Origin of the sequence: Paraburkholderia translucens, assembly GCF_020881035.1 — a bacterium.
GTDB classification, from domain to species: Bacteria; Pseudomonadota; Gammaproteobacteria; order Burkholderiales; family Burkholderiaceae; genus Paraburkholderia; species Paraburkholderia translucens.
On record NZ_JAJITC010000010.1, the window covers coordinates 15,211 to 36,284 of the forward strand.

20 protein-coding genes and 3 pseudogenes are annotated in these 21,074 nt (G+C 64.7%); 7 read left to right on the forward strand and 16 right to left on the reverse strand.

Features of this window, described 5'->3' with window-relative positions; all coding sequences use genetic code 11:
- Positions 1-29 precede the first annotated feature (29 nt).
- The gene (locus LJ655_RS19060) at positions 30-1,031 is read right to left on the reverse strand and encodes a helix-turn-helix transcriptional regulator (RefSeq protein ID WP_230562782.1); all 1,002 of its coding nucleotides are present in this window, start codon (positions 1,029-1,031) and stop codon (positions 30-32) included.
- Positions 1,032-1,212: 181 nt separating this feature from the next.
- Here LJ655_RS19060 and LJ655_RS19065 point away from each other — a divergent pair.
- The 3 genes and pseudogenes from LJ655_RS19065 to LJ655_RS19075 all read left to right on the forward strand — a co-directional run.
- Positions 1,213-1,726: pseudogene (locus tag LJ655_RS19065) on the forward strand (AraC family transcriptional regulator); the annotation flags it as partial.
- Positions 1,727-2,038: 312 nt separating this feature from the next.
- Positions 2,039-2,464, forward strand: a complete 426-nt coding sequence (locus tag LJ655_RS19070) for a DUF3830 family protein (protein WP_230562783.1) — start codon at positions 2,039-2,041, stop codon at positions 2,462-2,464.
- A gap of 99 nt (positions 2,465-2,563) precedes the next feature.
- Positions 2,564-3,601: an SGNH/GDSL hydrolase family protein gene (locus LJ655_RS19075; protein ID WP_230562784.1), complete on the forward strand. Its 1,038-nt coding sequence runs from the start codon at positions 2,564-2,566 to the stop codon at positions 3,599-3,601.
- An 88-nt stretch (positions 3,602-3,689) separates the two neighbouring features.
- Here LJ655_RS19075 and LJ655_RS19080 read toward each other — a convergent pair whose 3' ends face one another.
- The 5 genes from LJ655_RS19080 to LJ655_RS19100 form a co-directional block, all read right to left on the reverse strand.
- A complete protein-coding gene (locus LJ655_RS19080; RefSeq protein ID WP_230562785.1) occupies positions 3,690-3,818 on the reverse strand; it encodes an MFS transporter small subunit in 129 nt (42 codons plus the stop codon).
- A 10-nt stretch (positions 3,819-3,828) separates the two neighbouring features.
- Positions 3,829-5,232, reverse strand: a complete 1,404-nt coding sequence (locus LJ655_RS19085) for an L-lactate MFS transporter (RefSeq protein ID WP_230562786.1) — start codon at positions 5,230-5,232, stop codon at positions 3,829-3,831.
- Positions 5,233-5,615: 383 nt separating this feature from the next.
- Positions 5,616-6,236, reverse strand: coding sequence for a LysE family translocator (locus LJ655_RS19090; RefSeq protein WP_230562787.1), 621 nt, complete (start codon positions 6,234-6,236; stop codon positions 5,616-5,618).
- Positions 6,237-6,345: 109 nt separating this feature from the next.
- Positions 6,346-6,927, reverse strand: coding sequence for a hypothetical protein (locus tag LJ655_RS19095; protein WP_230562788.1), 582 nt, complete (start codon positions 6,925-6,927; stop codon positions 6,346-6,348).
- Positions 6,928-7,243: 316 nt separating this feature from the next.
- Positions 7,244-7,828 (reverse strand): IMPACT family protein, encoded by a 585-nt coding sequence (locus tag LJ655_RS19100; RefSeq protein ID WP_230562789.1) that lies wholly within the window; start codon positions 7,826-7,828, stop codon positions 7,244-7,246.
- Positions 7,829-7,998: 170 nt separating this feature from the next.
- On the opposite strand from LJ655_RS19100, the gene LJ655_RS19105 reads away from it, so the two are divergent.
- A complete protein-coding gene (locus LJ655_RS19105; RefSeq protein ID WP_230562790.1) occupies positions 7,999-8,625 on the forward strand; it encodes a LysE family translocator in 627 nt (208 codons plus the stop codon).
- 18 nt (positions 8,626-8,643) lie between these two features.
- Positions 8,644-9,273, forward strand: coding sequence for a 2-hydroxychromene-2-carboxylate isomerase (locus LJ655_RS19110; protein WP_230562791.1), 630 nt, complete (start codon positions 8,644-8,646; stop codon positions 9,271-9,273).
- A 16-nt stretch (positions 9,274-9,289) separates the two neighbouring features.
- Here LJ655_RS19110 and LJ655_RS19115 read toward each other — a convergent pair whose 3' ends face one another.
- Positions 9,290-9,544, reverse strand: a complete 255-nt coding sequence (locus tag LJ655_RS19115; RefSeq protein WP_230562792.1) for a DUF2866 domain-containing protein — start codon at positions 9,542-9,544, stop codon at positions 9,290-9,292.
- A gap of 249 nt (positions 9,545-9,793) precedes the next feature.
- Here LJ655_RS19115 and LJ655_RS19120 point away from each other — a divergent pair.
- A pseudogene (locus LJ655_RS19120) lies at positions 9,794-10,012 on the forward strand (diguanylate cyclase domain-containing protein); the annotation flags it as partial.
- Here the strand turns inward: LJ655_RS19120 and LJ655_RS19125 are convergent.
- The 9 genes and pseudogenes from LJ655_RS19125 to LJ655_RS19165 form a co-directional block, all read right to left on the reverse strand.
- Positions 9,948-11,684 carry a peptidoglycan D,D-transpeptidase FtsI family protein gene (locus LJ655_RS19125; RefSeq protein ID WP_230562793.1) on the reverse strand — a complete coding sequence of 579 codons (1,737 nt, stop codon included), beginning with the start codon at positions 11,682-11,684 and terminating at the stop codon, positions 9,948-9,950. The pseudogene LJ655_RS19120 and the gene LJ655_RS19125 overlap by 65 nt on opposite strands.
- 254 nt (positions 11,685-11,938) lie before the next feature.
- A complete protein-coding gene (locus LJ655_RS19130) occupies positions 11,939-13,480 on the reverse strand; it encodes a methyl-accepting chemotaxis protein (RefSeq protein WP_230562794.1) in 1,542 nt (513 codons plus the stop codon).
- Positions 13,481-13,697: 217 nt separating this feature from the next.
- Positions 13,698-13,850, reverse strand: coding sequence for a hypothetical protein (locus LJ655_RS19135; RefSeq protein ID WP_187637037.1), 153 nt, complete (start codon positions 13,848-13,850; stop codon positions 13,698-13,700).
- A 128-nt stretch (positions 13,851-13,978) separates the two neighbouring features.
- Positions 13,979-14,686 (reverse strand): PIG-L deacetylase family protein, encoded by a 708-nt coding sequence (locus tag LJ655_RS19140; RefSeq protein ID WP_230562795.1) that lies wholly within the window; start codon positions 14,684-14,686, stop codon positions 13,979-13,981.
- A 203-nt stretch (positions 14,687-14,889) separates the two neighbouring features.
- Positions 14,890-15,477: a nucleotidyltransferase family protein gene (locus tag LJ655_RS19145; protein WP_230562796.1), complete on the reverse strand. Its 588-nt coding sequence runs from the start codon at positions 15,475-15,477 to the stop codon at positions 14,890-14,892.
- Between the two features lie 121 nt (positions 15,478-15,598).
- Complete coding sequence (locus tag LJ655_RS19150) at positions 15,599-17,812, reverse strand: xanthine dehydrogenase family protein molybdopterin-binding subunit (protein WP_230562797.1); 2,214 nt, start codon at positions 17,810-17,812, stop codon at positions 15,599-15,601.
- On the reverse strand, positions 17,809-18,810 hold the full coding sequence (locus tag LJ655_RS19155; RefSeq protein ID WP_230562798.1) for an FAD binding domain-containing protein: 1,002 nt from the start codon (positions 18,808-18,810) through the stop codon (positions 17,809-17,811). Before LJ655_RS19155 ends, LJ655_RS19150 begins: the two co-directional genes overlap by 4 nt.
- Positions 18,811-18,821: 11 nt before the next feature.
- Positions 18,822-19,544 (reverse strand): (2Fe-2S)-binding protein, encoded by a 723-nt coding sequence (locus LJ655_RS19160; protein ID WP_230562799.1) that lies wholly within the window; start codon positions 19,542-19,544, stop codon positions 18,822-18,824.
- A 284-nt stretch (positions 19,545-19,828) separates the two neighbouring features.
- Positions 19,829-20,216, reverse strand: a pseudogene (locus LJ655_RS19165) (hypothetical protein); the annotation flags it as partial.
- Positions 20,217-20,264: 48 nt separating this feature from the next.
- On the opposite strand from LJ655_RS19165, the gene LJ655_RS19170 reads away from it, so the two are divergent.
- Positions 20,265-21,074, forward strand: a complete 810-nt coding sequence (locus LJ655_RS19170; protein WP_230562949.1) for an exodeoxyribonuclease III — start codon at positions 20,265-20,267, stop codon at positions 21,072-21,074.

Here is a 21,074-nt window from a genome sequence, read left to right on the forward strand (position 1 = left end):
GCTCATCGATACGCGGCGACGCAGCCCAACTATGACAGATAAGCCTGCGCGACATTGATCAACTGCACGCGATTGCGCACGTTGAACAGCTGGCGCAAGCGCCGCAGATGGTAGTCGACGTTGTGCGGCGACAGCCCGAGGAAATACGCGATTTCCTTGTCGCGCTGTCCCTGCACGACCGCTTTCAGCACCGCATGCTGCAACGTGCTCAGCGCGACGCGCTGCTGCTGCGCGGGCGCGATGCCGATCACGCTCTTTGCGTGCGTCCAGATGAACTCGTGAATCGTGTGCGCGAACATCAGTGTTTCCGCGACGATCGATTCGGTCATCCAGCGCGGGTTGCCGATCTCCGAGTTGAAGCACAGGCTCGCGCTCAGATCCGGCTCGGGCAGCGGCATCTGCGTGAGAATGCCGCTTTTGCGTCCGGCCGCCTCGAGCATGTCGATCAGATCACCGAGCCGTTCGCTGCGCGACTGGGCGCGCGGCAGATCGGCGCGCATGTCAGCGGTATTCCACAGAAACGGCATGCCAGTCGGCGACGCGTGCGCGACGCGCGGATCGAGCTCGAAATAGCGCTCGCGGAAATAGCGCGTGAGCCACGCCTGCGACTCGTAGCTCGTCAATACGAACATCGTCTTGTGATGTGACGATGTGCGCGTGGCGGCATAGCTAAACGAGTCGAAGCCCAATTGCCTGATGCGCTGGCGCACGAACTCCATGCGGTCCTGCACGCTGCCGAACCGTCCGAGCGGACTGATCAGCGGCCCGGCGCGGCGCCCCACAGGCGGCGGCATGCCAATCTCCTCCTCGGTGAACAGAGTCAGGAAGCTACTGCGCGTCGCGCCATTGGCGGCGCGGGGAGACGTCTTCGATGCTTCAGCCGCGTGGGCTGAATTTGCGGCGTGCTGCGCACCGGCCGGGTAGGCCGGTTGGGCGGACGCCGCTCTCGGGTTTGCTGCCGACGCGTGCCCGGCTTCGCCTTGTGGCGAGCCGGTCAGCCATTGCGGCAGCGTATCGCATTCATGTTCCATGAAACGGTAGCTCCGGCGTTCTAAACGCGTGAAAGACGACAAACTCAATGATTAGCGATTTCGTGAATTAGCGGTAGCCGGTTCGTTGCTATCATTTTTGTGACCTTGCCGTGACAGTGGACCGGCAATCCGGGTACGGCGGCGCTTCCCCTTGCATACGGCACCTCCTTTGAAGGGTGTGATGGCACGAATTCCCCAGCTCACGACGACGCCCGCTCGCGACCGCTACATGGCCGGCCAACGACTCGTGGGGAGCGTGGCTCGCGCACGGTGGCATCGGGCGCTGCGCTCGTATCTCGAGCCGGTGCGGCAATACCTGCTCGAAGCGCCCGGTTTGCGCGACTTCACGCTGATGAGGCTCGCGAGCGGCGCCGAGCACCTCGACCGCAACCTCGGCAGACACTGGAAAAGCGCCGGCATGCGCGTGAACGACCTGTGGTTCGTGCATTCGATCAGCGACGAGCCGCTCTCGACCATGCACGTGTACATCAAGCGCGGTTTGATCGATAGCGTCGCGCAACAGATGGGGCTCGACGCGGGCCGAACGGCCGGCGCCGCGCCGGATCCGGCGGGTGACAGACTACATCCGCGCCAAGCTCGCCGAAAATCTGGCCATCGTCGAACTGACCGGACAGGCCGGGCTAAGCACTTTTCATTTTGCCCGGGTGTTTCGCCGCGAGACGGTCGAGACGCCGCTCGCCTGCCGCTTGCGCTGGGATGCGCGCCAGCCGTAACGGCGAGCCGTGAGGCGAGCCTTTCTCCAGCCAAAATCACGCACCTGCGAAGTGTGCGTTGCATTGCGCAGCTTGCAAACTACGAACTTTCGTGGCGGCGCGCAGTGCAAACTGGCACGGCAGGCTGCGCAAGGCTTCGCGGCACGTCATTCGCAAGCAACCTCGTGCGGTCTAACTGGCCTGACCGGTGCCCGGGCAACTGTACCTGTCGAAACCTTGCATAGGACGAGAGAATCGAAGCGCCTTTCAACCTCACTGACCGGATGACCTGCGATGACCCGACTCACCATGACCGCCTGCGGTCACACCTTTATCGCCGAGACCCATCCTGATGCGCCGCGGACCGTGGCCGCATTCCTGAAGCTGTTGCCGTACCGGCAGAAGCTGATCCACGTGCGCTGGAGCGGCGAAGGCTGCTGGGTGCCGCTCGGGGAGTTCAAGCTGGAGAACGACGGCATCGCGGTCGGCTTCGAAAATCACACGAGCCATCCATCGGTCGGCGACGTTCTGTTCTATCCGGGCGGTTACAGCGAGACCGAAATCATCCTTGCGTATGGCGCGTGCTGTTTCGCGAGCAAGATGGGCCAGCTCGCGGGCAATCATTTTCTGACGATCGTCGAAGGCAAGGAGAAACTGCGCGAGCTTGGCACGAAGGTGCTGTGGGAAGGCGCGCAGGAGGTGGTGTTCGACAAGATCTGATTGGGGGTAGCTCCTTGCCGGGCACACGCGATGCTGGTTCGCAGAGTCGCTAGCGTTCAGGTCCCGGTTCCGTCTGACCTGCGCGGCAAGGAGGACGAAATGCAAGGAATAAATGACAAGCTCCGCGCTGCAGTTTTTGCCATATCAGCCGTGTTGCTCTTCGCATGCGGCGGGGGCGGCGGGGGCGGCAGCGGCGGCTCGGGTAGCGGCAGCAGCACCGCGGCGGGGCCGGCCGGCGGCGTCACCCTGCAAGTGGTGTCGTTTGGCGACAGCCTGTCGGACGTCGGCACATATGCGCCGCTCGCGAGCGCGGTGGGCGGCGGACGTTTCACGACCAATCCCGGCCAGGTGTGGACCCAGGACGTCGCGCAATACTACGGCGATACGCTCAGCGCTGCGTACACGATCGACATCACTCACAAGCTGAGCGCGCACGGCGGCCTTGGTTATGCCGAAGGCGGCTCGACGGTGGCGACGCCCGCGAACCAGTACGACTTCCTGAGCGATGTCATCGGCAACATCGAAATGCCGGTGAATCAGCAGGTGTCGAGCTATTTGAGCGCCCACGGCAGTTTCAACGCCAATCAGCTCGTGCTTGTGTGGGCGGGCGCGAACGATGTGCTGCGCGCCGGCAACCTGCCCGCCGCGGCCCCGATTGTCCAGACGGCGGCCACCACGCTCGCCCAGCTCGTCGGGCAGATCGTGCAGAACGGCGGCGCGCACGTGGTAGTGGTCAATCTGCCGAATATCGGGCTATCGCCGAAAGGACTCGCTTCGGCCGATGGTGGCGCGAACCTCACGCAGTTGTCGCAGCTTTTCAACAATACGTTGAACGCCGCGCTACAAACCGATGGGCTGCAGTCGAAGGTGATCGAGGTCGACTCGTACACGTGGACCAATCAGGTCATCGCGAACTTTCGGGCGAACGGTTTCGCCGTGTCGAATACGGCGCAGGCCTGCGATCCGGGCAAAACGCCCGATGACACCTCGCTGCTATGTTCGGGTGCGACCTATGTGAGCGCCAATGCGGACCAGACTTACATGTTCGCCGATGATCTTCATCCGACGACGCATATGCATGCGCTGTTTGCGCAGTTCGTCGAGCAGCAGATTGCTCGCAGCGGGTTCGGGCGGTGATGGGGTGTCGTGACTAGCCGGCAGCAGGCGCGGCCCGGGATCCGCACCCCGCCCTCGACAGGGCAGGGGTGCGCGAGACATCACTTCATCAATTGAACAACTTCATCGCCTGCGACAGTGTATTGAACACGCCCCATGCAAGCGGAACCATCACATACAGCCAGAACACCACGAGCATCGTCTTGTTGGTCGGATGTGCGGTTTGAACGGTCGGCATACGGATCTCCTCACGCGCCCTTGGCGACTTGTGCATCGGTCATGTGGTGCTTGGCATCCACGCGCTTGACCAGCAGGTTGCAGATAAAGCCGATTACCAGCAGCACGGCCATGATGTGCACGGTCATCGTGTAGGCGTCCGCTTTCGCGACGCCGCTCGCGACTTCATACGCGCGGATGTAATTGACGAGCACCGGACCCGCGACGCCCGCCGCGGCCCAAGCGGTCAGCAGACGTCCATGAATGCCGCCGACGAATGTCGTGCCGAACATGTCGGCCAGATAGGCGGGCACCGTCGAGAAGCCGCCGCCGTACATCGACAGGATGATGCAGTACGTCAGCACGAACAGTGCGATCTGCCCGTTGGCGGCAAAGCTCGGCACGAGGTAGTAGAGCACCGCGCCAAGCGCGAAGAAGATGAAGTAGGTGTTCTTGCGCCCGACCCAGTCCGACGCCGACGCCCACACGAAACGTCCACCCATGTTGAACAGCGACAGCAGCCCGACGAAGCCGGCCGCCGCCGCCGCCGTCACCGTGTTCTTGAAGCTCTCCTGAATCATCACCGAGGCCTGGCCGAGAATGCCGATGCCAGCCGTCACGTTGAGGAACAGCACGAGCCAGATCAGATAGAACTGCGGAGTCTTCAGCGCCTGATCGATATGCACGTGATTGTTCGTGATCAGCCGGTGCTGGGTCGCCGCGGGCCGCGTCCAGCCGGCCGGCTTCCAGTCCGCCGGCGGCACGCGGATCGCGAGCGAGCCGATCGTCATCGAGATGAAATAGACGATGCCGAGCACGACGAAGGTCTCCGCGACGCCGACGCTCGTCGCGCTATGGAAGTGGTTCATCAGCGCTACGGACAACGGCGCCGCGATCATCGCGCCGCCGCCGAAGCCCATGATCGCCATGCCGGTCGCCATGCCGCGGCGGTCCGGAAACCAGCGGATCAGCGTCGACACCGGCGACACGTAACCGAGCCCCAGCCCGATGCCACCGATCACGCCATAGCCGAGATACAGCAGCACGATCTGATGCAGATACACACCGAGCGCGGACACGAGGAAGCCGCCGCCAAAACAACATGCGGCGGTGAACATCGTGCGGCGCGGGCCGACGTGTTCGAGCCATTTGCCCGCGAATGCCGCCGACAAACCGAGGAACACGATTGCAAGCGAGAAGATCCAGCCGAGCGCGGTCAGCGACCAGTCATCGGGGGCGGACTGCGTGATGCCGATTACTTTCGTTAGCGGTCCGTTGAAGACCGAGAACGCGTAAGCCTGGCCAATGCACAAGTGCACGGCAAGCGCGGCGGGCGGCACCATCCAGCGCGAAAAACCGGGCTGCGCGATGGTGGCCTGTTTGGAAAAAAATGGGGCGGAACCTCGCTGGGTGCCCGGTTCGCTGATGCTGCTCATATAGGTGGGTCTCCTTCCGGTTGGTCCGTTGCCGGCGGGTTGTGGATTTTTAGGGGACGGACCAGTGTACCGCGTGTAGGCCGCCTCGTCATCGCTATATGCAATTTTATTTCATATGTCCCGTTTTCAGGCACCGGGATTCGTTCCAGGATGGACAATAGGACGAGCACGACGGCTTCGCAATATGAAGTGAGCCGACATAAGGCGTGATCTTTATGAAACGGGCTGTTTTCCGCGTGCGTCGCTCCGAAGGTTGAACTCGAAGGGCCATGGGAAGACAGCAAGAACAAGCCGCGCAAAAGAGAACTCGCGCGGCATGTGCAGGTTCGCGGTGCAGCAGTTCAGCGCGAATGCGTTATGAATAGGCGGCGAACATGGATACCTCATCCGCGCTGAACCAGTAGAAAACTCACGCCGATCGCCGCCAGAAATCCGCCGCAGCAGCGATTGAACCAGCGGCGGATCTTCGCGCGCATGAGCCATTTGCCGAGATGCATGCCGGCCCAGGAATACAGCGCAATTGCGACCCATTCGAGTACCAGAAAGCTCGCGCCGAGCGCGGCGAATTGCGGCAAGATCGGCTGCGCGACATCGACGAATTGCGGCAGGAACGCGGTGAAGACCAGAATCGCCTTCGGATTGCCCGCAGCCACGAAGAACTCGTGCCGCGCAATGCGCGTGAGCGCGGCTTCCTGCGGTTGCGACGTATCGATGGCGGGGGCGTCGCTGCGCCACAACTGGATCGCGAGCCAGATCAGATAAGCGGCGCCCGCGAGTTTGATCGCGAGAAAGATCCATTCAGACGCATGCAGCACGACGGCGAGACCGGTCGCGGCGAGCGCGAGCATCATCGCGAAGGCTAACAGCCGGCCAGTGCCGCCGACGAAGGCCTTCATGAAGCCATGACGCGCGGCGACATTGATCGACAGCAGATTATTGGGCCCGGGTGCGAGATTGATGGCGAAGCAGGCGGGCAAAAAGAACAGCCAGGCGGTAAGGGACATGATCGGGCACATTCCGAACGGGAGATCAGGCTGCATCGCGTGGCGGATTGCACGCGATGCAGCACATGGATTGTAGCGAAACCGGACCGCGCATCGGCCGACCGCGCGTTCAGTTCACCGCCTTGATAAAGCCGGGATCGTCGATCAATGCATCGACGCTGAGCTTGACCGTGTTGTCGATCGCGATCGTATCGTTGGTGAATTTCGGCGACTTCTGCTTCACGGTGCGCGTGGTCGAGAACATCACTTTCTGCGTCGACGCGTCGGTGACCACATAGTGCATCTTCAGCGTCCACAGTGCTGGCGAGCGCGTGTCGTCCACCGTGAATGTTTCGATGCTGCCGCTGAGCACGTGTTTGTGGTCGTCGACACGAAAGCCGGCCACGCGCAGGCTATGCTCGACGTCATTGCGCACGAGGAAGCTGATGTCGTCCTTCATGACCAGCGCGGTCATCGCGGTATTTTCGATGCGGTTCGGCGAAATGTGATCGTCGCGCGCGGGCAGATACGCGAAGCCGCTCGCAGGTGCGACGCTGAGCGAGCCGGTGCCGTGGTGCTTCGCGTGCGTCGTGCTGGCGTGGCTATTGAGGCCGAACCATGACCACGAGCACGCGGACAGCAGCATGGGCAGCAATACGGCGCCGCAGCCCTTGAGCACGACGGATCTCAACGGCCAACACGCGGCAGCCATGCGGGAGAAAGCGGCGGTCGAAGTCAGAGGAAGTGCCCTTTTAAGTAGAGTCGTCCTGGTAGAGAACAGCATGGTAGCAGCGAATCGGAGCGTCACCCCTTGGTGCGGCGCGACGGATACCCGCCGATCCGGGCCGAGAGGCGCGCATCGGGGTGGCTAGATCGCGCATCATATGGGCCCTCGGTGGCGACGGATATTGGGGCTAAGCCCAAAGCGCATGCCGGGCAGGCTTGCACGCGCAACGATAGTCGCGGCGGATGGGAACGAGGTGAAAATGGATTGCACGCACCGCGTGTTCGCGCTGTTCCTGATCTGGTCAGAAAAAGCCGGCTTTTCCCTGCGTGATATCGATCAGCGTTCGTTTGGCATCGTCGAGAGCGTTGGCGGGCACGCGCATCGTCATCCTCACGAGCATGCCGTAGGCGCTGTCCACGAGCGGATAGCCTTCGGCGTCCATCCATCGGCGGATTTTGGCTTCGTCGGCATAACTCACTTCGACGCCCAGCAAGACCTGTGCAATCCTCTCGACGCGCTGCGCGCCGAGCAGGGCGGAGGCGATCGCATCGGTATAGGCACGCACCAGACCGCCCGCGCCGAGCTTCACGCCGCCGTAATAGCGCACGACGGCCGCGAGCACGCCATCCAGATCATGGTGCCGCAGCACTTCGAGAATCGGCCGGCCCGCGGTGCCGGACGGCTCGCCGTCGTCGGACATGCCGGACTGGCCGCCCGCGAGCAGCGCCCAGCACACATGCGTCGCGGCCGGATGTCGTTCGCGCAGGCGTTGCAATTCGGCCATCGCGGCATCGCGGTCGGCGACCGGGATCGCATACGCGATGAAGCGGCTCTTGCGAATCTCGAGTTCTGCGCTCAGCGGCGCGGGTAGGGTATAGGTCGGCAATGTGGAAACGGCAATGGATGAAAAGAAGACGCAGTACGCGGCGCAACGTCCGTCATGGTAACGAATTGTCCGTGCCTGAGGCCCGCGCACGTAGGTCTCGTGCCTTCGTCTACAATGATCCGCACAACGCGCACCGCTGGCCTCGCTCCCGCGCGTCGCAAGGAGACGACATGCTTGATCTATCCACGTTGGGGACTTTCGTCGCCGTCGTGCTCGGCCTCTTTCTGATTCCGGGCCCGGCCGTGCTGCTGGTTTTGACGCGCACCATGCACGGCGGACGCAAGGCCGGCATTCTGACCGGCCTCGGCATCGCTGCCGGCGACTTCGTGCATACCTTGGGCGCCGCCGTGGGCCTCTCCGCGCTGCTGATGACATCCGCGCTGGCCTTCAACGCGGTGAAATTTATCGGTGCCGCGTATCTCGTCTATCTGGGTATTCGCGCACTGCGCGAGAAGCAAGTGAGCGCGCATCTGCCGGTCGTCGCGCCGGTGTCCGGTTCGAAAGCGTTCTTGCAGGCGATTCCCGCCGAAGTGCTGAACCCGAAAACCGCGCTGTTTTTCCTCGCGTTTCTCCCGCAATTCGTGCGCCCCGAACATGGCTCGACGTTTCTGCAGTTCGCGACACTCGGTCTGATTTTCGTCGCGATGAGCGCGCTGTACACGACGCTGATCGTGTTGACGATGCGGCCGTTGGGCAAGCTCGTGAAGCGTTTGACGTGGCTGACGCGCTGGCAGAACAAGATCATCGGAGTGGTATTCATTTCGCTCGGTCTGCGCGTGGCCGTTCAGACGCGCTGAGTCATAGAGGGGACAGCGATGAATGACGACGCGACTTCGCCCGCGCGCGCAATCGAGTTCTGGTTCGACTTCGGCAGCAACTACAGCTATCTGAGCATGATGCGTATCGAAGCGTTGGCGGCAGCGCGCAACGTGACGATCGTCTGGCGGCCATTTCTGCTCGGTCCGGTATTTCGTCAGCTCGGTTTCGAGAACTCGCCCTTCGTACTGCAGAAAGAAAAAGGCGCGTACGTCTGGAAAGACATGGAGCGTCAATGCCGCAAATACGGCATTGCACTCACCCGTCCCAGCACGTTTCCGCGCGCGGCCGTTCTGGCGATGCGCGTCGCGGTGCTCGGTGCGAACGAGCCGTGGATCGGTGCCTGGTGCCGCAAGATCATGCAGTTGAACTTCGCCGACGACCGCGACATCGGTTCAATCGATGTCGTGAGCGAAGCGCTCGACTCCCTCGGCCTACCCGCGCAAAGCGTGATCGACGCCGCACTAAGCGACGCGAACAAACTGCGCCTGCGCGAGCAGACCGAAGTGGCCATCCATCGAGGGATCTTCGGTGCGCCGACGTTTTTTGTCGGCGGCGAGATGTTCTGGGGTAATGACAGGCTGGAGGATGCGTTGGATTACTGCGACGCGATCGCGGCGCGCCAGTGAGCGTGGAATAGAACGCTCAGTCAGCCTGCTGACAGAAGCGCCGCCCCGGTACGTGAGAGACCACGGCCTGGGCGATTTCGAGCGGAGTACTTTCGGCGGGAACGACGCGACGGATCGATTCGGGCATGTGCTTCATCGTCCATTCGACGAGCCGGTATGAACGGCCCCAAGGCGGTTGCAGCGGATCGGAAACCTTGCAGGAATGAATCTGGTGAGTCCATTCATGGCCGGGCATCGCATGCAGGTGTTCGACGACCATCTCTTCAACCATGACTTGCCTCCTTCTTTTCGTGCGTGTGACCCGTTTTCAGTAGCGTTACTGGCAGCCCCAGAGAAAAAGCGCCGCCGATGTTCTGGCGGCTCAACAGGGGATTTGCGACATGTTTGCAGGGAACAATTAACCGAAACTTAAGAAAAACAATCATTGCGCAGCCCAAATCTCAAGACATGTAAGCAAGTGCAAGTGAATGCAAGCGCGGTCTGACCACCCGCCGCGACGCCGCCCTCCAGACCTCGGCGGGCGGCCTCCGTGCGGCAGCAGGTGCGGCTCGGTGATCCCGTCGCGCGATATGGCGGCGAGGAATTCGCCGCGCTGCTGCAAGGCGATCGCGCAGATCGACGCCGCCAGCGAGCCGGATTGATCGCTCGCCACAGACGCAACCCGACACAACCCGTTACACTCCGGCCGCATCCGGCGGCACCCCTAGCAACTGCAAAGCGCCGCCCGTCACGCCGCTGAACACCGGTCCAGCGACCGTGCCGCCATAAAACGTCTTGCCGGCCGGGTCGTCGATCATCACGGCGACGATCAGGCGCGGATCGCTCATTGGCGCCATGCCGACGAACAGCGCGCGGTAACGGTTCTTCGCGTAGCGCGCGCCGATCTGCTTGCGTGCGGTGCCGGTCTTGCCGCCGACGCGGTAGCCCGCCACCGTCGCCGCGCGTCCCGTGCCGCCTTCGCCAGTGGCCATTTCGAGCATGTTGCGGATCGCGCGCGCGGTGCCGGGCGTCGTGACCGGCGCGCTGCGATCGGCGAATGACGCGGGGGCGTCCGCATCGAGCGGCTCGCGCAGCAGGCTCACGCGCTGCATCGCGCCGTCGCCCGCATAGGCGGTGTAGACCTGCGCGATCTGCAGCAGCGATACCGAGAGGCCGTAGCCATAGGCCATCGTCGCCTGCTCGATCGGGCGCCAGCGTTTGTACGGCCGCAGCTTGCCCGCGGCCACGCCGGGGAAGGGCAGCTCGGGCTTCATGCCGAGTCCGTATTGTCGATACTTGGTCCAGATCGTCTCGGCCGGCAGATTCAGCGAGAGCTTGGCGAGCGCGATATTGCTCGACTTCTGCACCGCCTCGGCGACCGTCATCGCGCCGTGATTCGACGTGTCGTGGATCACGGCCGGGCCGATCCGATACGAGCCGGGCGCGGTATCGATGATGCTTTGAGGCCGCACCTTGCCTTCGTCGATCGACAGCGCCACGACGAGCGGCTTGATCGTCGAGCCCGGTTCGAACGTGTCGATCACGGCGCGGTTGCGAAGCTGCCGGCCGGAGAGGCGCGTGCGGTCGTTCGGATCGAAGCTTGGGTAGTTGGCGAGCGCGAGGATCTCTCCATTGCGCGCGTCGAGCACGACCACGCTGCCGGCTTCGGCCTGGTGCCGGGCGACGGCTGCTTTGAGTTGCGTGTACGCAAGTTGCTGGATGCGCCGGTCGATCGTCAGCTGGATCGTCGCGCCGTTGCGCGCGGGCACGAGCGGCCGCGTCTCCGAGATCACACGGCCGAGCCGGTCGCGGATTACTTCGCGCTCGCCGGGCACGCCTTGCAGCTGCGCATTGGCAGCGAGCTCGACGCCTTCCTGGCCGTTGTCCTCGATGTCCGTGAAGCCGACCACGTGCGCGGCCGACTCGCCCTCGGGATAAAAGCGTTTGCTGTCGGCGATCTGCGTGATGCCGGCAAAGCCGAGGCGCGACAAATGCGCGGCAGTGTCGGCATCGACCTGGCGCTTGAGCAGCACGAAGCTGCGCTCACCGCTCAGGCGCCGGCGCAGTTCCGCCAGTGGCAGATCGAGCAGTCTTGCGAGCGGCGCGATTGCGCTTTCGTCGACCAGCTTCGGCGAAGCCCAGATTTCGTAGGTCCCGAGGCTGACCGCAAGCATGGAACCATTGCGATCGACGATCCGGCCGCGCGTCGCGTCCAGTTCGAGCAGACGCTGATAGCGCTTCTGCCCCTGGTCGACGTAGAACGCCTGATTCACGACCTGCACCCAGAACGCGCGGGCCGCGAGCATGGCGAACGCGCCGAACGCGAGCATCACGACGAACGTCGAGCGCCATGCGGGCAGGCGCGCGCCGAGCAGCGGGTTCTTCGCGGCGGTGCACGGATCGTGCGATGACGGTTTTTTCTGGCGGATCATGGGCGGCGGGCAACGACCGTTGCGAAGGGTAGCGGAAAGGACCTGCGTGAGGCCGATTGTAAATAAAACGTAATCTAAGCGCGAGGATCGTGAAAGGTGTTGGGGAAAACGAAAAGCCGCGCGGACTTGGAAAATCCGCGCGGCCGATTCGTTCGATTGATGCGTCGACTCCGACGCGGCGTGTTGAAGGGGCGCTCCCAGCCTGGGGAGCGCCTCCTTTTTGTCGCGCCCGTTGCGGGCGCGGTGCTACAAGCTCAGGCCGGCAGCGCGAAACTCGCAATTGCCTCGCGCAACACGCCGACCTGATCCTTCAGCGAATGCGCGGCGGCTGCCGCTTCTTCGACCAGCGCAGCATTTTGCTGCGTGACCTGATCCATCTCACCGACCGCGCGATTGACCTGCTCGATGCCCGCGCTCTGCTCGCGCGACGCGTGGCTGATCTCTTCGAGAATCTCGTTGACGCGCCGCACGGACTGCACGATTTCGCCCATCGTCGCGCCCGCGTTGGCGACCAGCGACGCGCCGGTCTCGACCGTATCGGTCGAGGTTTCGATCAGCGCCTTGATCTCCTTGGCGGCCGTCGCCGAGCGCTGCGCGAGGCTGCGCACTTCGGAGGCGACCACCGCGAAGCCGCGGCCCTGTTCGCCGGCGCGGGCCGCTTCGACGGCGGCGTTCAGCGCGAGGATGTTAGTCTGGAACGCGATGCCGTCGATCACGCCGATGATGTCGCCGATTTGCCGCGAGCTCGCGGTGATCTCGCCCATCGTGCGTACGACGTCGTCGACCACGCGGCTGCCGCGCGTCGCGACGTTCGCCGCGTCGCTGGCGAGTTGCGCGGCCTGGGTAGCGCTGTCCGCGTTCTGCTTCACGTTGACCGTCATCTGATCCATGCTCGACGCGGTTTGTACTAGCGCCGCCGCCTGCTCCTCGGTGCGTTGCGACAGGTCGGTGTTGCCCGCCGCGATTTCGTTCGCGCCGACGTTGATGTTTTCGGTGCCCTGACGCACGCGCGAGACGGTGTCCACGAGCCCCGCCTGCATGGTATGCAGCGCATGGAGCAGGCTGCTGCTGTCGTGCGGGTCGATCGGCACCGGCGTCGCGAGATTGCCTTGCGCCATCAGCCGCGCGTGCTTGACCGCCACTTCGAGCGCGCCGCCGAGCGAGCGGCGGATGCTGCGCAGCACGGCCAGCATCACGATCGTGGAGAGCGCGCCGAGCGTCACCGTGATCGCGAGCCAGCGCAGCAGGTTGCGGTAGAACGCGCTTTGCACGTCGTCCATATACATGCCGGTCACGAGGTACCAGTCCCACGGCGCGAAGTGCATCGAGTAGCTGGTCTTCGCGACCGGCTGCTCGCTGCCCGGCTTGGCCCACAGATAATCGACGAAGCCGCCGCCGTCGTGGTTGCCCGCGTTGACGATATCGATGAACAGATGATTGCCCGCCGGATCGGTGAACTGCGCGAGGTTCTTGCCGATGAGTGCGGGCTTGATCGGATGCATCAGCATGACCGGTTGCGAGTCGTTGATCGACAGGTAGCCGTCCGTGCCGTAGCGCATCGCGCCAAGCGTCGCGAGCGCCTGTTTCTTCGCGTCGTCCTCGGATAACGCGTGCTGCTGCACGAGCGCGTAGTAGTGACCGACGACGTGGTTCGCTTCCTCGATCAGCGAGCGCAGTTGTTCGCGCCGGTCCGAGATCATCGACGCGCGGCTTTGCCACGCGCCGAAGCCCCCGATCAGGATCAGGCCGACCCACAGAACAGCGATCATCGACGCCAGTTTTCGGTTCAAAGTCATAGCGATGGGAATAGGCTTTGGGCCAGTAAAGTCCGGGGGATGGCGGCAAGGTGCCGCTCGCTGTGTTTACGGCGCGAAATCGCGTTGATCGAGGCAGGGGAAACCCGTTGTTTCGCATCGCTATCGGATTGACAGGCTCTGTGCCATCGCAAGGGCGAGTTTTTCCATCTCGCCGTCGAAAACGGCGTGTGCGGCGAGCGCATCGCTCGCGGCCCCCTCACACTGGATCTTTATCCGGCGGTCCCTCAGGCCGCTGCGGCTCCTCGACGTGATGCCCCGGCGACGGCGGCACGAGCGGGTCGGCTTCCGGGTCGCGGTTGGGATCGGCATTCGGGTCGGGAATCGGGCTGGTGTGCATGTCGTAGCTCATTGCGTCACCTTTGCGGATGAAATGCGCGAGTCAGGCGTGGCTGGCTTTTACCGCCGATGCGCGCCGTCATATCGGTAATCCGTTCTCAAGCGTAGGCGTTCGCCGCGCTTCCTGCGCGCTCCTTTTCCCTACTTTCTCGCGCGTTTACGGCCGGCGCTCAACTGCCAGTAGCGCTCGGTCGCGAACACATCGTCGTAATTGCCTGGCCCGAAAGCGCGCAACTGGCTCGCGTACGCGTTGACCGCTTCGCGCTTCAGATGCGCCTGGCGCTGCATGTCGATCGTATTGCTCATGCTCGGCGTTGCGGGTGTCGCGACGATGCCGCGTTGCGCGAGATCCGCGAGCCGCGCCTGTACCACGCCCGGTGTGAGCCGGTGAATCGCTTCCTCGTAGCCGAACCAGTTCAGGTGCGTGAGCCGCGGCAGGATTTCGCAGCATGCTTCGAACACCCGCACATGATCGTCGCGATCGAGGCCGAGCGGCATCAGCAGCGTGTTCGCGGTCGTGCGGTAGATCGTTTCTTCCAGCGCGGCCGCCATCTGGCCGATCGACGGCGAATCGCCGTACTGGCTGTCGCGAAACGGCATGCGCAGCGGAATCGCGTCGAGCACTTCGAGCGCGCGGTTGTCTTCGATCGTGCGTTCGCGGATCGCTTCACGAGCGTTCGCGAAACCCGCTTTTTCGTCCCACTCCGTGTGCATCTCGTGTTCGGGGGGCGCAGCGAATACGGTGCAGACGGCGGCGTCGGGGTGGGCCGCGAGCAACGCGCCGCAACTGAAAACGGCGTCGTCGAAATGGGGCGAGACGATGAAAAGGCGCGGGCTGGTTTCGCTCATGGGCTTGCGTGCGGCGTTCGAGGCGAGGCGGACTGGACGTCGAGGCTGACGAGCGCCCAGGCGCCGCACCCGAAAAAACGTGGCGTCACCACAGCTTAGGCGTAATCGGCGCGGCTTGCGCGCGAAACTAGCGTCGCGCAAAGTGCGTGCCTGCTAGCTGGGATGTCGCACATGGTCGAGCAGCGCGCCGATGTCAACATGCTTTAGAGCCTGCGCAAATCGTCCGGCGTATCGACGTCGCGCAAGATGCCCGGGTCGTCGACGTCGATGCGCGTCAGCGCGTGTGACATCAGCAGCGCTTTCGCGCCACTGTCACCGTCCAGCGCGAGCAGCGCGTCGCGGTGCTCGATGCCGAAGCCGACCGGATGGCCGCGCTGGCCTTCGTAGAACGGCGCGACGAGCGGCGCGCCGTTGTCGAGCGCGCGGGCTACCGCTTCGATCGTCGCAAGCGCGATGCGCGGCATGTCGGCCAGCGCGACGAGCCAGCCTTCGGCCTCGTCGCTCGCCGCGATGCCCGCGGCGAGACTTGCGCCCATGCCGCGCTCGGCGCTCGCCGCAAACACCACATCGCAGCCGGCGTCGTTCAGCACACGGGCGAGCGCGTCGGAGCCCGGCCGCACCACGGCGACCACGCGCGGCACGACCCGTAGCAGCCGATGCGCGGCTTCATGCGCGACCGGCGTGCCGTCGGGCATGTGCGCGAGCAGTTTGTTGTGCAGCCCGTTCGGATCGAAGCGCGAGCCGAAACCGGCGGCGAGCAACACGCCAGTGGCGAGCGAGGCATAGGCCATCGGCGAATACTGGTAGTCAGGAATGCCCCGATTGTGCGGTGCGACGGGGTCAGAGGCAAGCGGCGATGCGAACCGCCTGCCGTTGCGTGCCCCGTGGCGTGCGCCGCGCACCATCGCCCGTTCAGGTCTGCATCACCTTGTCCAGCGTGATCGGCAAGTCGCGCACCCGCACGCCGGTCGCGTGATACACCGCGTTAGCGACCGCCGCCACCACGGCCGTGATGCCGATCTCGCCGACACCGCGCACGCCGAGCGAGTTGATATACGGATCGGGCCGGTCGAGAAACGTAATGTCGATCGTGCCGATATCGGCATTGACCGGCACGTGGTACTCGGCGAGGTTCGCGTTGGTGAAGCGCCCAAAGCGCTCATCGAGCGTGCTTTGCTCCTGCAGCGCCGCGCCGATGCCCCACACGATGCCGCCGAGCATCTGGCTGCGCGCGGTCTTCTCGTTCAGCACGCGGCCGACGTCGTACACCGCGACCACGCGCGGCACGCGGATCGTGCCGAGCTCCGCATCGACGTGGACCTCGGCGAACACTGCGCCGAACGAGTGGAACGAGTACTTCTGCTTCTCGTCGCCGGGCTTGACGGTCGCGCTTGCCTCGATCGGCTTGCCGCCCGAGCGCGCGATGATCGCGGCGGCCGGATCGCGTTTGCCGGGTTGTGAGCGGCTCACCACCCAGCCGCTTTCGACGGTGACGTCCTCGAGCGGCAGGCCATGAACGGGCGAGGCCGCGTCGGCGAGCGCCAGCGCGATCAACTGGCCGCGCGCCTGGCTTGCCGCGTCGCGCACCGCGGGCGATACGCTCGCCGCCGACTGCGATCCGCCCGAGACCGGCGCGTGCGGCAGCGTCGAATCGCCGAGCGCGAAGCGGATTTGCTCGGGCGTGAAGCCGAGCGCATCGGCGGCGACCTGGGTCATCACGGTATAGGTTCCGGTGCCGATATCCTGGGTGCCTGATGCAACCACCGCGCTGCCGTCCGGCAGAATCTGCGCGAGCGCCGATGCCTCGCTGCGGTTGGCCGGATAGGTCGCGGTCCCCATGCCGTAGCCAATCAATGTGTTGCCTTCGCGCATCGAGCGTGGCGCCTGTGGCCGGCGCGACCAGCCGAACTTCTCGGCGCCGATCTGGTAGCACTCGAGCAGCGACTTCCCCGACCACGGCTTGAACTCCTGCGGATCGCTCTGCGCATAGTTCTTCAGGCGCAGTGCGAGCGGGTCCATCTTCAGCGCGACGGCGAGTTCATCCATCGCCGATTCGAGCGCGAACGAGCCGGTGGTTTCGCCCGGCGCGCGCATGAAGGTCGGCGTGCCGACATTCAGTTGCACGAGACGGTGCGTCGTGATCTGGTTGGGCACCGCGTACAGCATGCGCGTGACCATGCAGCAGGTCTCGGTCCAGTCTTCGATCATCGACGTGTTCGAGATGCTGTCGTGACGCATCGCCGTCAGCGTGCCGTCATGCCGCGCGGCGATCACGAAATGTTGTTCGGTGCGCGGCCGTGCGCCGACCGGGCCGAACATCTGCGGACGTTCGAGCGCGAGCCGCACCGGCCGCCCGGTTTGCCGCGCGGCCATCGCGCACAGCGACACGTGCGACCACGACGAGCCCTTGCAGCCGAAACCGCCGCCGATCAGCGGCGAGATCACGCGCACGTCGGACACCGGAATGCCGAACGTCTTCGCGAGCACCTGCGCGGTGCCGCTCACGCCCTGGGTCGAATCGTAGACGGTCAGTTGCGGGCCGTCCCAGTGCGCCATCGTCGCGTGCGGCTCCATCGGGTTGTGATGCTCGATCGGCGTCGTGTAGGTGGCCTCGATATGCACCTCGGCGCTTTGCATGCCGTCCTCGAAGCTGCCCCGCTGGGTATCGGTCTGGCGGCCCTGCGGCCTGTCCGGCGCATGCGCGTGCGCCTTTGCCTGCGTGAAATCGAGCGCCGCGGTGCCCGGCTGATAGACGATGCGCAACTGGCGCGCGGCGTCGGCCGCATGTTCGAGCGTATCGGCGACGACCACCGCGACCGGCTCGTTGCTGTAATGCACTTCGTTATCCTGCAGAAGCGACAGACGCCTGCCCGCGGGCGGCGCGAGCGCGGGCTTGCCGCCATTGGGCAGGCGCGGCGCGTTCTGATAGGTCATCACGAGCAGGACGCCCGGTACCGCCTCGGCGCGGCTCGCATCGACCGACGCGATCGTGCCGGCGGCGATCGTGCTCGTCACGAGCACCGCATGCGCGAGTCGCGCGGCGGGAAATTCGGCTGCATATCGCGCGTCGCCGGTTACCTTCAACAGACCGTCGACGCGATCGAGCGGTTGTCCGGTCAGATTCATGCGACACCTCCCGCGTAACCGGCGGCCTGATTGACCGCGCGCACGATCGCGCGTTGCGCGAGCTGGACCTTGAAAGCGTTGTCGTGGCGCGGCTGCGCGCCGCTCAGCGCGGCCGCGGCAGCCTGCTTCAGCGTGGCCTGACTGAGCGGCTGGCCGCTCAGCATCTGCTCGGCCGCGTGCGCGCGCCACGGTTTGTGCGCGACGCCGCCGAGCGCGATGCGTGCGCTCCGCACGCGCTCGCCGTCCATCTGCAATGCGGCCGCGACCGATACGAGTGCAAACGCGTAACTGGCGCGGTCACGCACTTTCAGGTAGTGCGAATGCGCGCTGAAAAGCGGGGGCGGCAGATCGACCGCGGTGATCAACTCGCCGGGCTGCAAGGTGGTATCGACGTCGGGACGGTCGCCCGGCAGGCGATGGAAATCGGCGAAGGCGATCGTGCGCTCGCCGTCAGGTCCGCTCACGCGCACCAGCGCATCGAGTGCGGCCAGCGCGACGCTCATATCGGACGGATTGACCGCGATGCATTGCGGACTTGCGCCGAGGATCGCGTGCATGCGGTTGTGGCCGTCGAGCGCCGCGCAGCCGCTGCCGGGCATGCGCTTGTTGCATTGCGTGAACGCGGTGTCGTAGAAGTAGCCGCAGCGGGTGCGTTGCAGCAGATTGCCGCCGACCGTCGCCATGTTGCGCAACTGCGCCGACGCGCCCGCGAGCAGCGCCTGCGAGAGCAGCGGGTATTGCTCGCGCACCAGCGCGTGATTCGCCGCGTCGCTATTGCGTACCAGCGCGCCGATGCGGATGCCGCCGCCGGGCAGCGTCGTCACCGAGTCGAGGCCGCTGATATGCGTGATATCGATGAGCCGCACCGGCCGCGCGACGCCACCCTTCATCAGATCGAGCAGATTCGTGCCGCCGCCGATAAACACCGCGCCCGGCTGCTGCGCCGCGCGCACCGCGCCGGCGACGTCGCCGGCGCGTTCGTAGGAGATCGCATCCATGTCGGTCTCCGTCAGGCGTTGTCGTGCGCGGCGCGCACCGCGGCGACGATGTTCACGTACGCGCCGCAGCGGCAGATGTTGCCGCTCATGCGTTCGCGGATTTCATCGTCGCTCAGCACGGCGGGACGCGCGCGCACGTCGGCGGTCACGGTGCTGGCCGTGCCGCTGCGGAATTCGCTGAGCAGGGCCGTCGCCGAACACAATTGCCCCGGCGTACAGTAGCCGCACTGGAATGCATCGTGTTCGATGAACGCGCGCTGCACCGGACTCAACGCACCGTTGCTCGCGAGCCCTTCGACGGTCGTAATGGTTTCGCCCTCATGCATGACCGCGAGCGTCAGGCACGAGTTGATGCGGCGGCCGTCGATGAGCACCGTGCAGGCGCCGCATTGACCGCGGTCGCAGCCCTTCTTCGTGCCCATCAGTCCCGCGTATTCGCGCAACGCGTCGAGCAGCGTCACGCGCGGCTCCAGTTGCAGCGTGTAGGCGCGGCCGTTGACGGTCAGCGTGACGGGGCGTGGCGGCACCACGGGGTTGCCTGGCGGCGCGGCTGAGGCGGGGGCCGGCGCTTGCGTTTGCGCGCGCAGATGGGGCGCCGCGCCGATCGTCGCGGCGGCCGCCGCCGATTGCAGGAAGCGGCGGCGCGAGGGCTGTGAAAGTGTGGTGGCGGGTTCGCGGGAGAGGTCCGGAGCGGCGTCGCCGTCGCAATCCTGACATTCTGTATGCGTGGTCATGACGATCTGTTGACTCCATTGAAAGGTCAATGCAGGCTCACGACGCGTCGTTGTTCAACGCATCGCGTTGAAGCAAAACCATTGCGCAGCAACTTCAATGCCGCTACAGGTACCACGGTATTAAAAACGCGCTCCAGGCACAAAGCCGTTCTGCGCAATAAAGGCAGGCTAATTTGCGCAACAAAAGCCGCCTCGTGCTCGCCGCAATCACGCCATCTGGCTACGCGTCTTGCGAATGCGCATGCGGGAACGCGAACAGCACGCCGCCCGGATGCAGTTTCTGCCGTGAAGGCCTGGATCATGCGCGTGGCGTCCACGTTGAGCCGTACCTCGGCGGCGCGGCCCGCGAGTACGTCGCGCTGCAGGTTGGGCGGAATGTTGGGCACGAAGATGTAGCGGCCCGCGTCCCTGCCCGCGGGCCTCGGCTGGCGTGACGTCCCGCGGGGCGAGAAAGTGCGGCGGGAAGAATGCCTGGATGATGCGCTGCGAGAGCGGCGAGACGTCGTGGTCGATCACGGCGATGGGCGCCATGTTCAGCGATTCGGGCCGCGCGGTCGCTGACGAATAGATCATCGCCGTGAACGGGAATACGATCAGCAGCGGTAGCATGGGGTCGCGCGCAAGGCTCCGTCGTTCCTTGACGCCGAGGCGGTAGATGTTTGCCAGATGCATAACGAAGCCCCGGGGATAACCGAACCAGGCCGCATGGGAGGCTCGATCGTGACGAAGCTGCGGATTGCGACGTTCAACGTCAACGGGTTGCGCCCGCGCCTCGCGGCGCTATTGCAATGGCTCGAGCGCGAGGCGCCGGACGTTGTCTGCCTGCAGGAACTGAAGGCGGTGGATAGCGCCTTTCCGGTCGACACATTGCGTGACGCCGGTTATGGGGCCGTGTGGCAGGGCCAGAGCGCATGGAACGGGGTGGCGATTCTCGCCAAAGGCGACGCCCCGCTCGAGCAGCGGCGCGGCCTGCCCGGTTTCGAAGCGGACACGCACAGCCGTTATATCGAGGCCGCGGTCCGCGGCGTGCTGATCGGGTGTCTGTACTTGCCGAACGGCAATCCGCAGCCGGGACCCAAGTTCGACTACAAGCTCGAGTGGTTCGATCATCTGATCGCGCACGCGGCGCAACTCTACAGGAGCGGCCACCCTGTCGTGCTCGCTGGCGACTTCAATGTCGTGCCGACCGACGAAGACATCTACAACCCGCGCTCATGGCTCAAGGACGCGCTGTTGCAGCCGCAGAGCCGCGAGCGGTATCGCAAGTTGCTCGCGCAAGGCTGGACCGATGCGCTGCGCACGCATTTCGGCGACGCGCGGGTCTACACGTTCTGGGATTATTTCCGCCGCCATTGGGACACGAACTCGGGCCTGCGCATCGATCATCTGCTGCTCAGCGCCGATCTCGCGCCGCGTCTGCGCAATGCGGGCGTGGACCGCTGGGTGCGCGGCGAACCGCATGCGAGCGACCACGCGCCGGCCTGGATCGAACTGGAAATGGGCGCGGGTCGCAAGAAGAAGAGTGGCTGA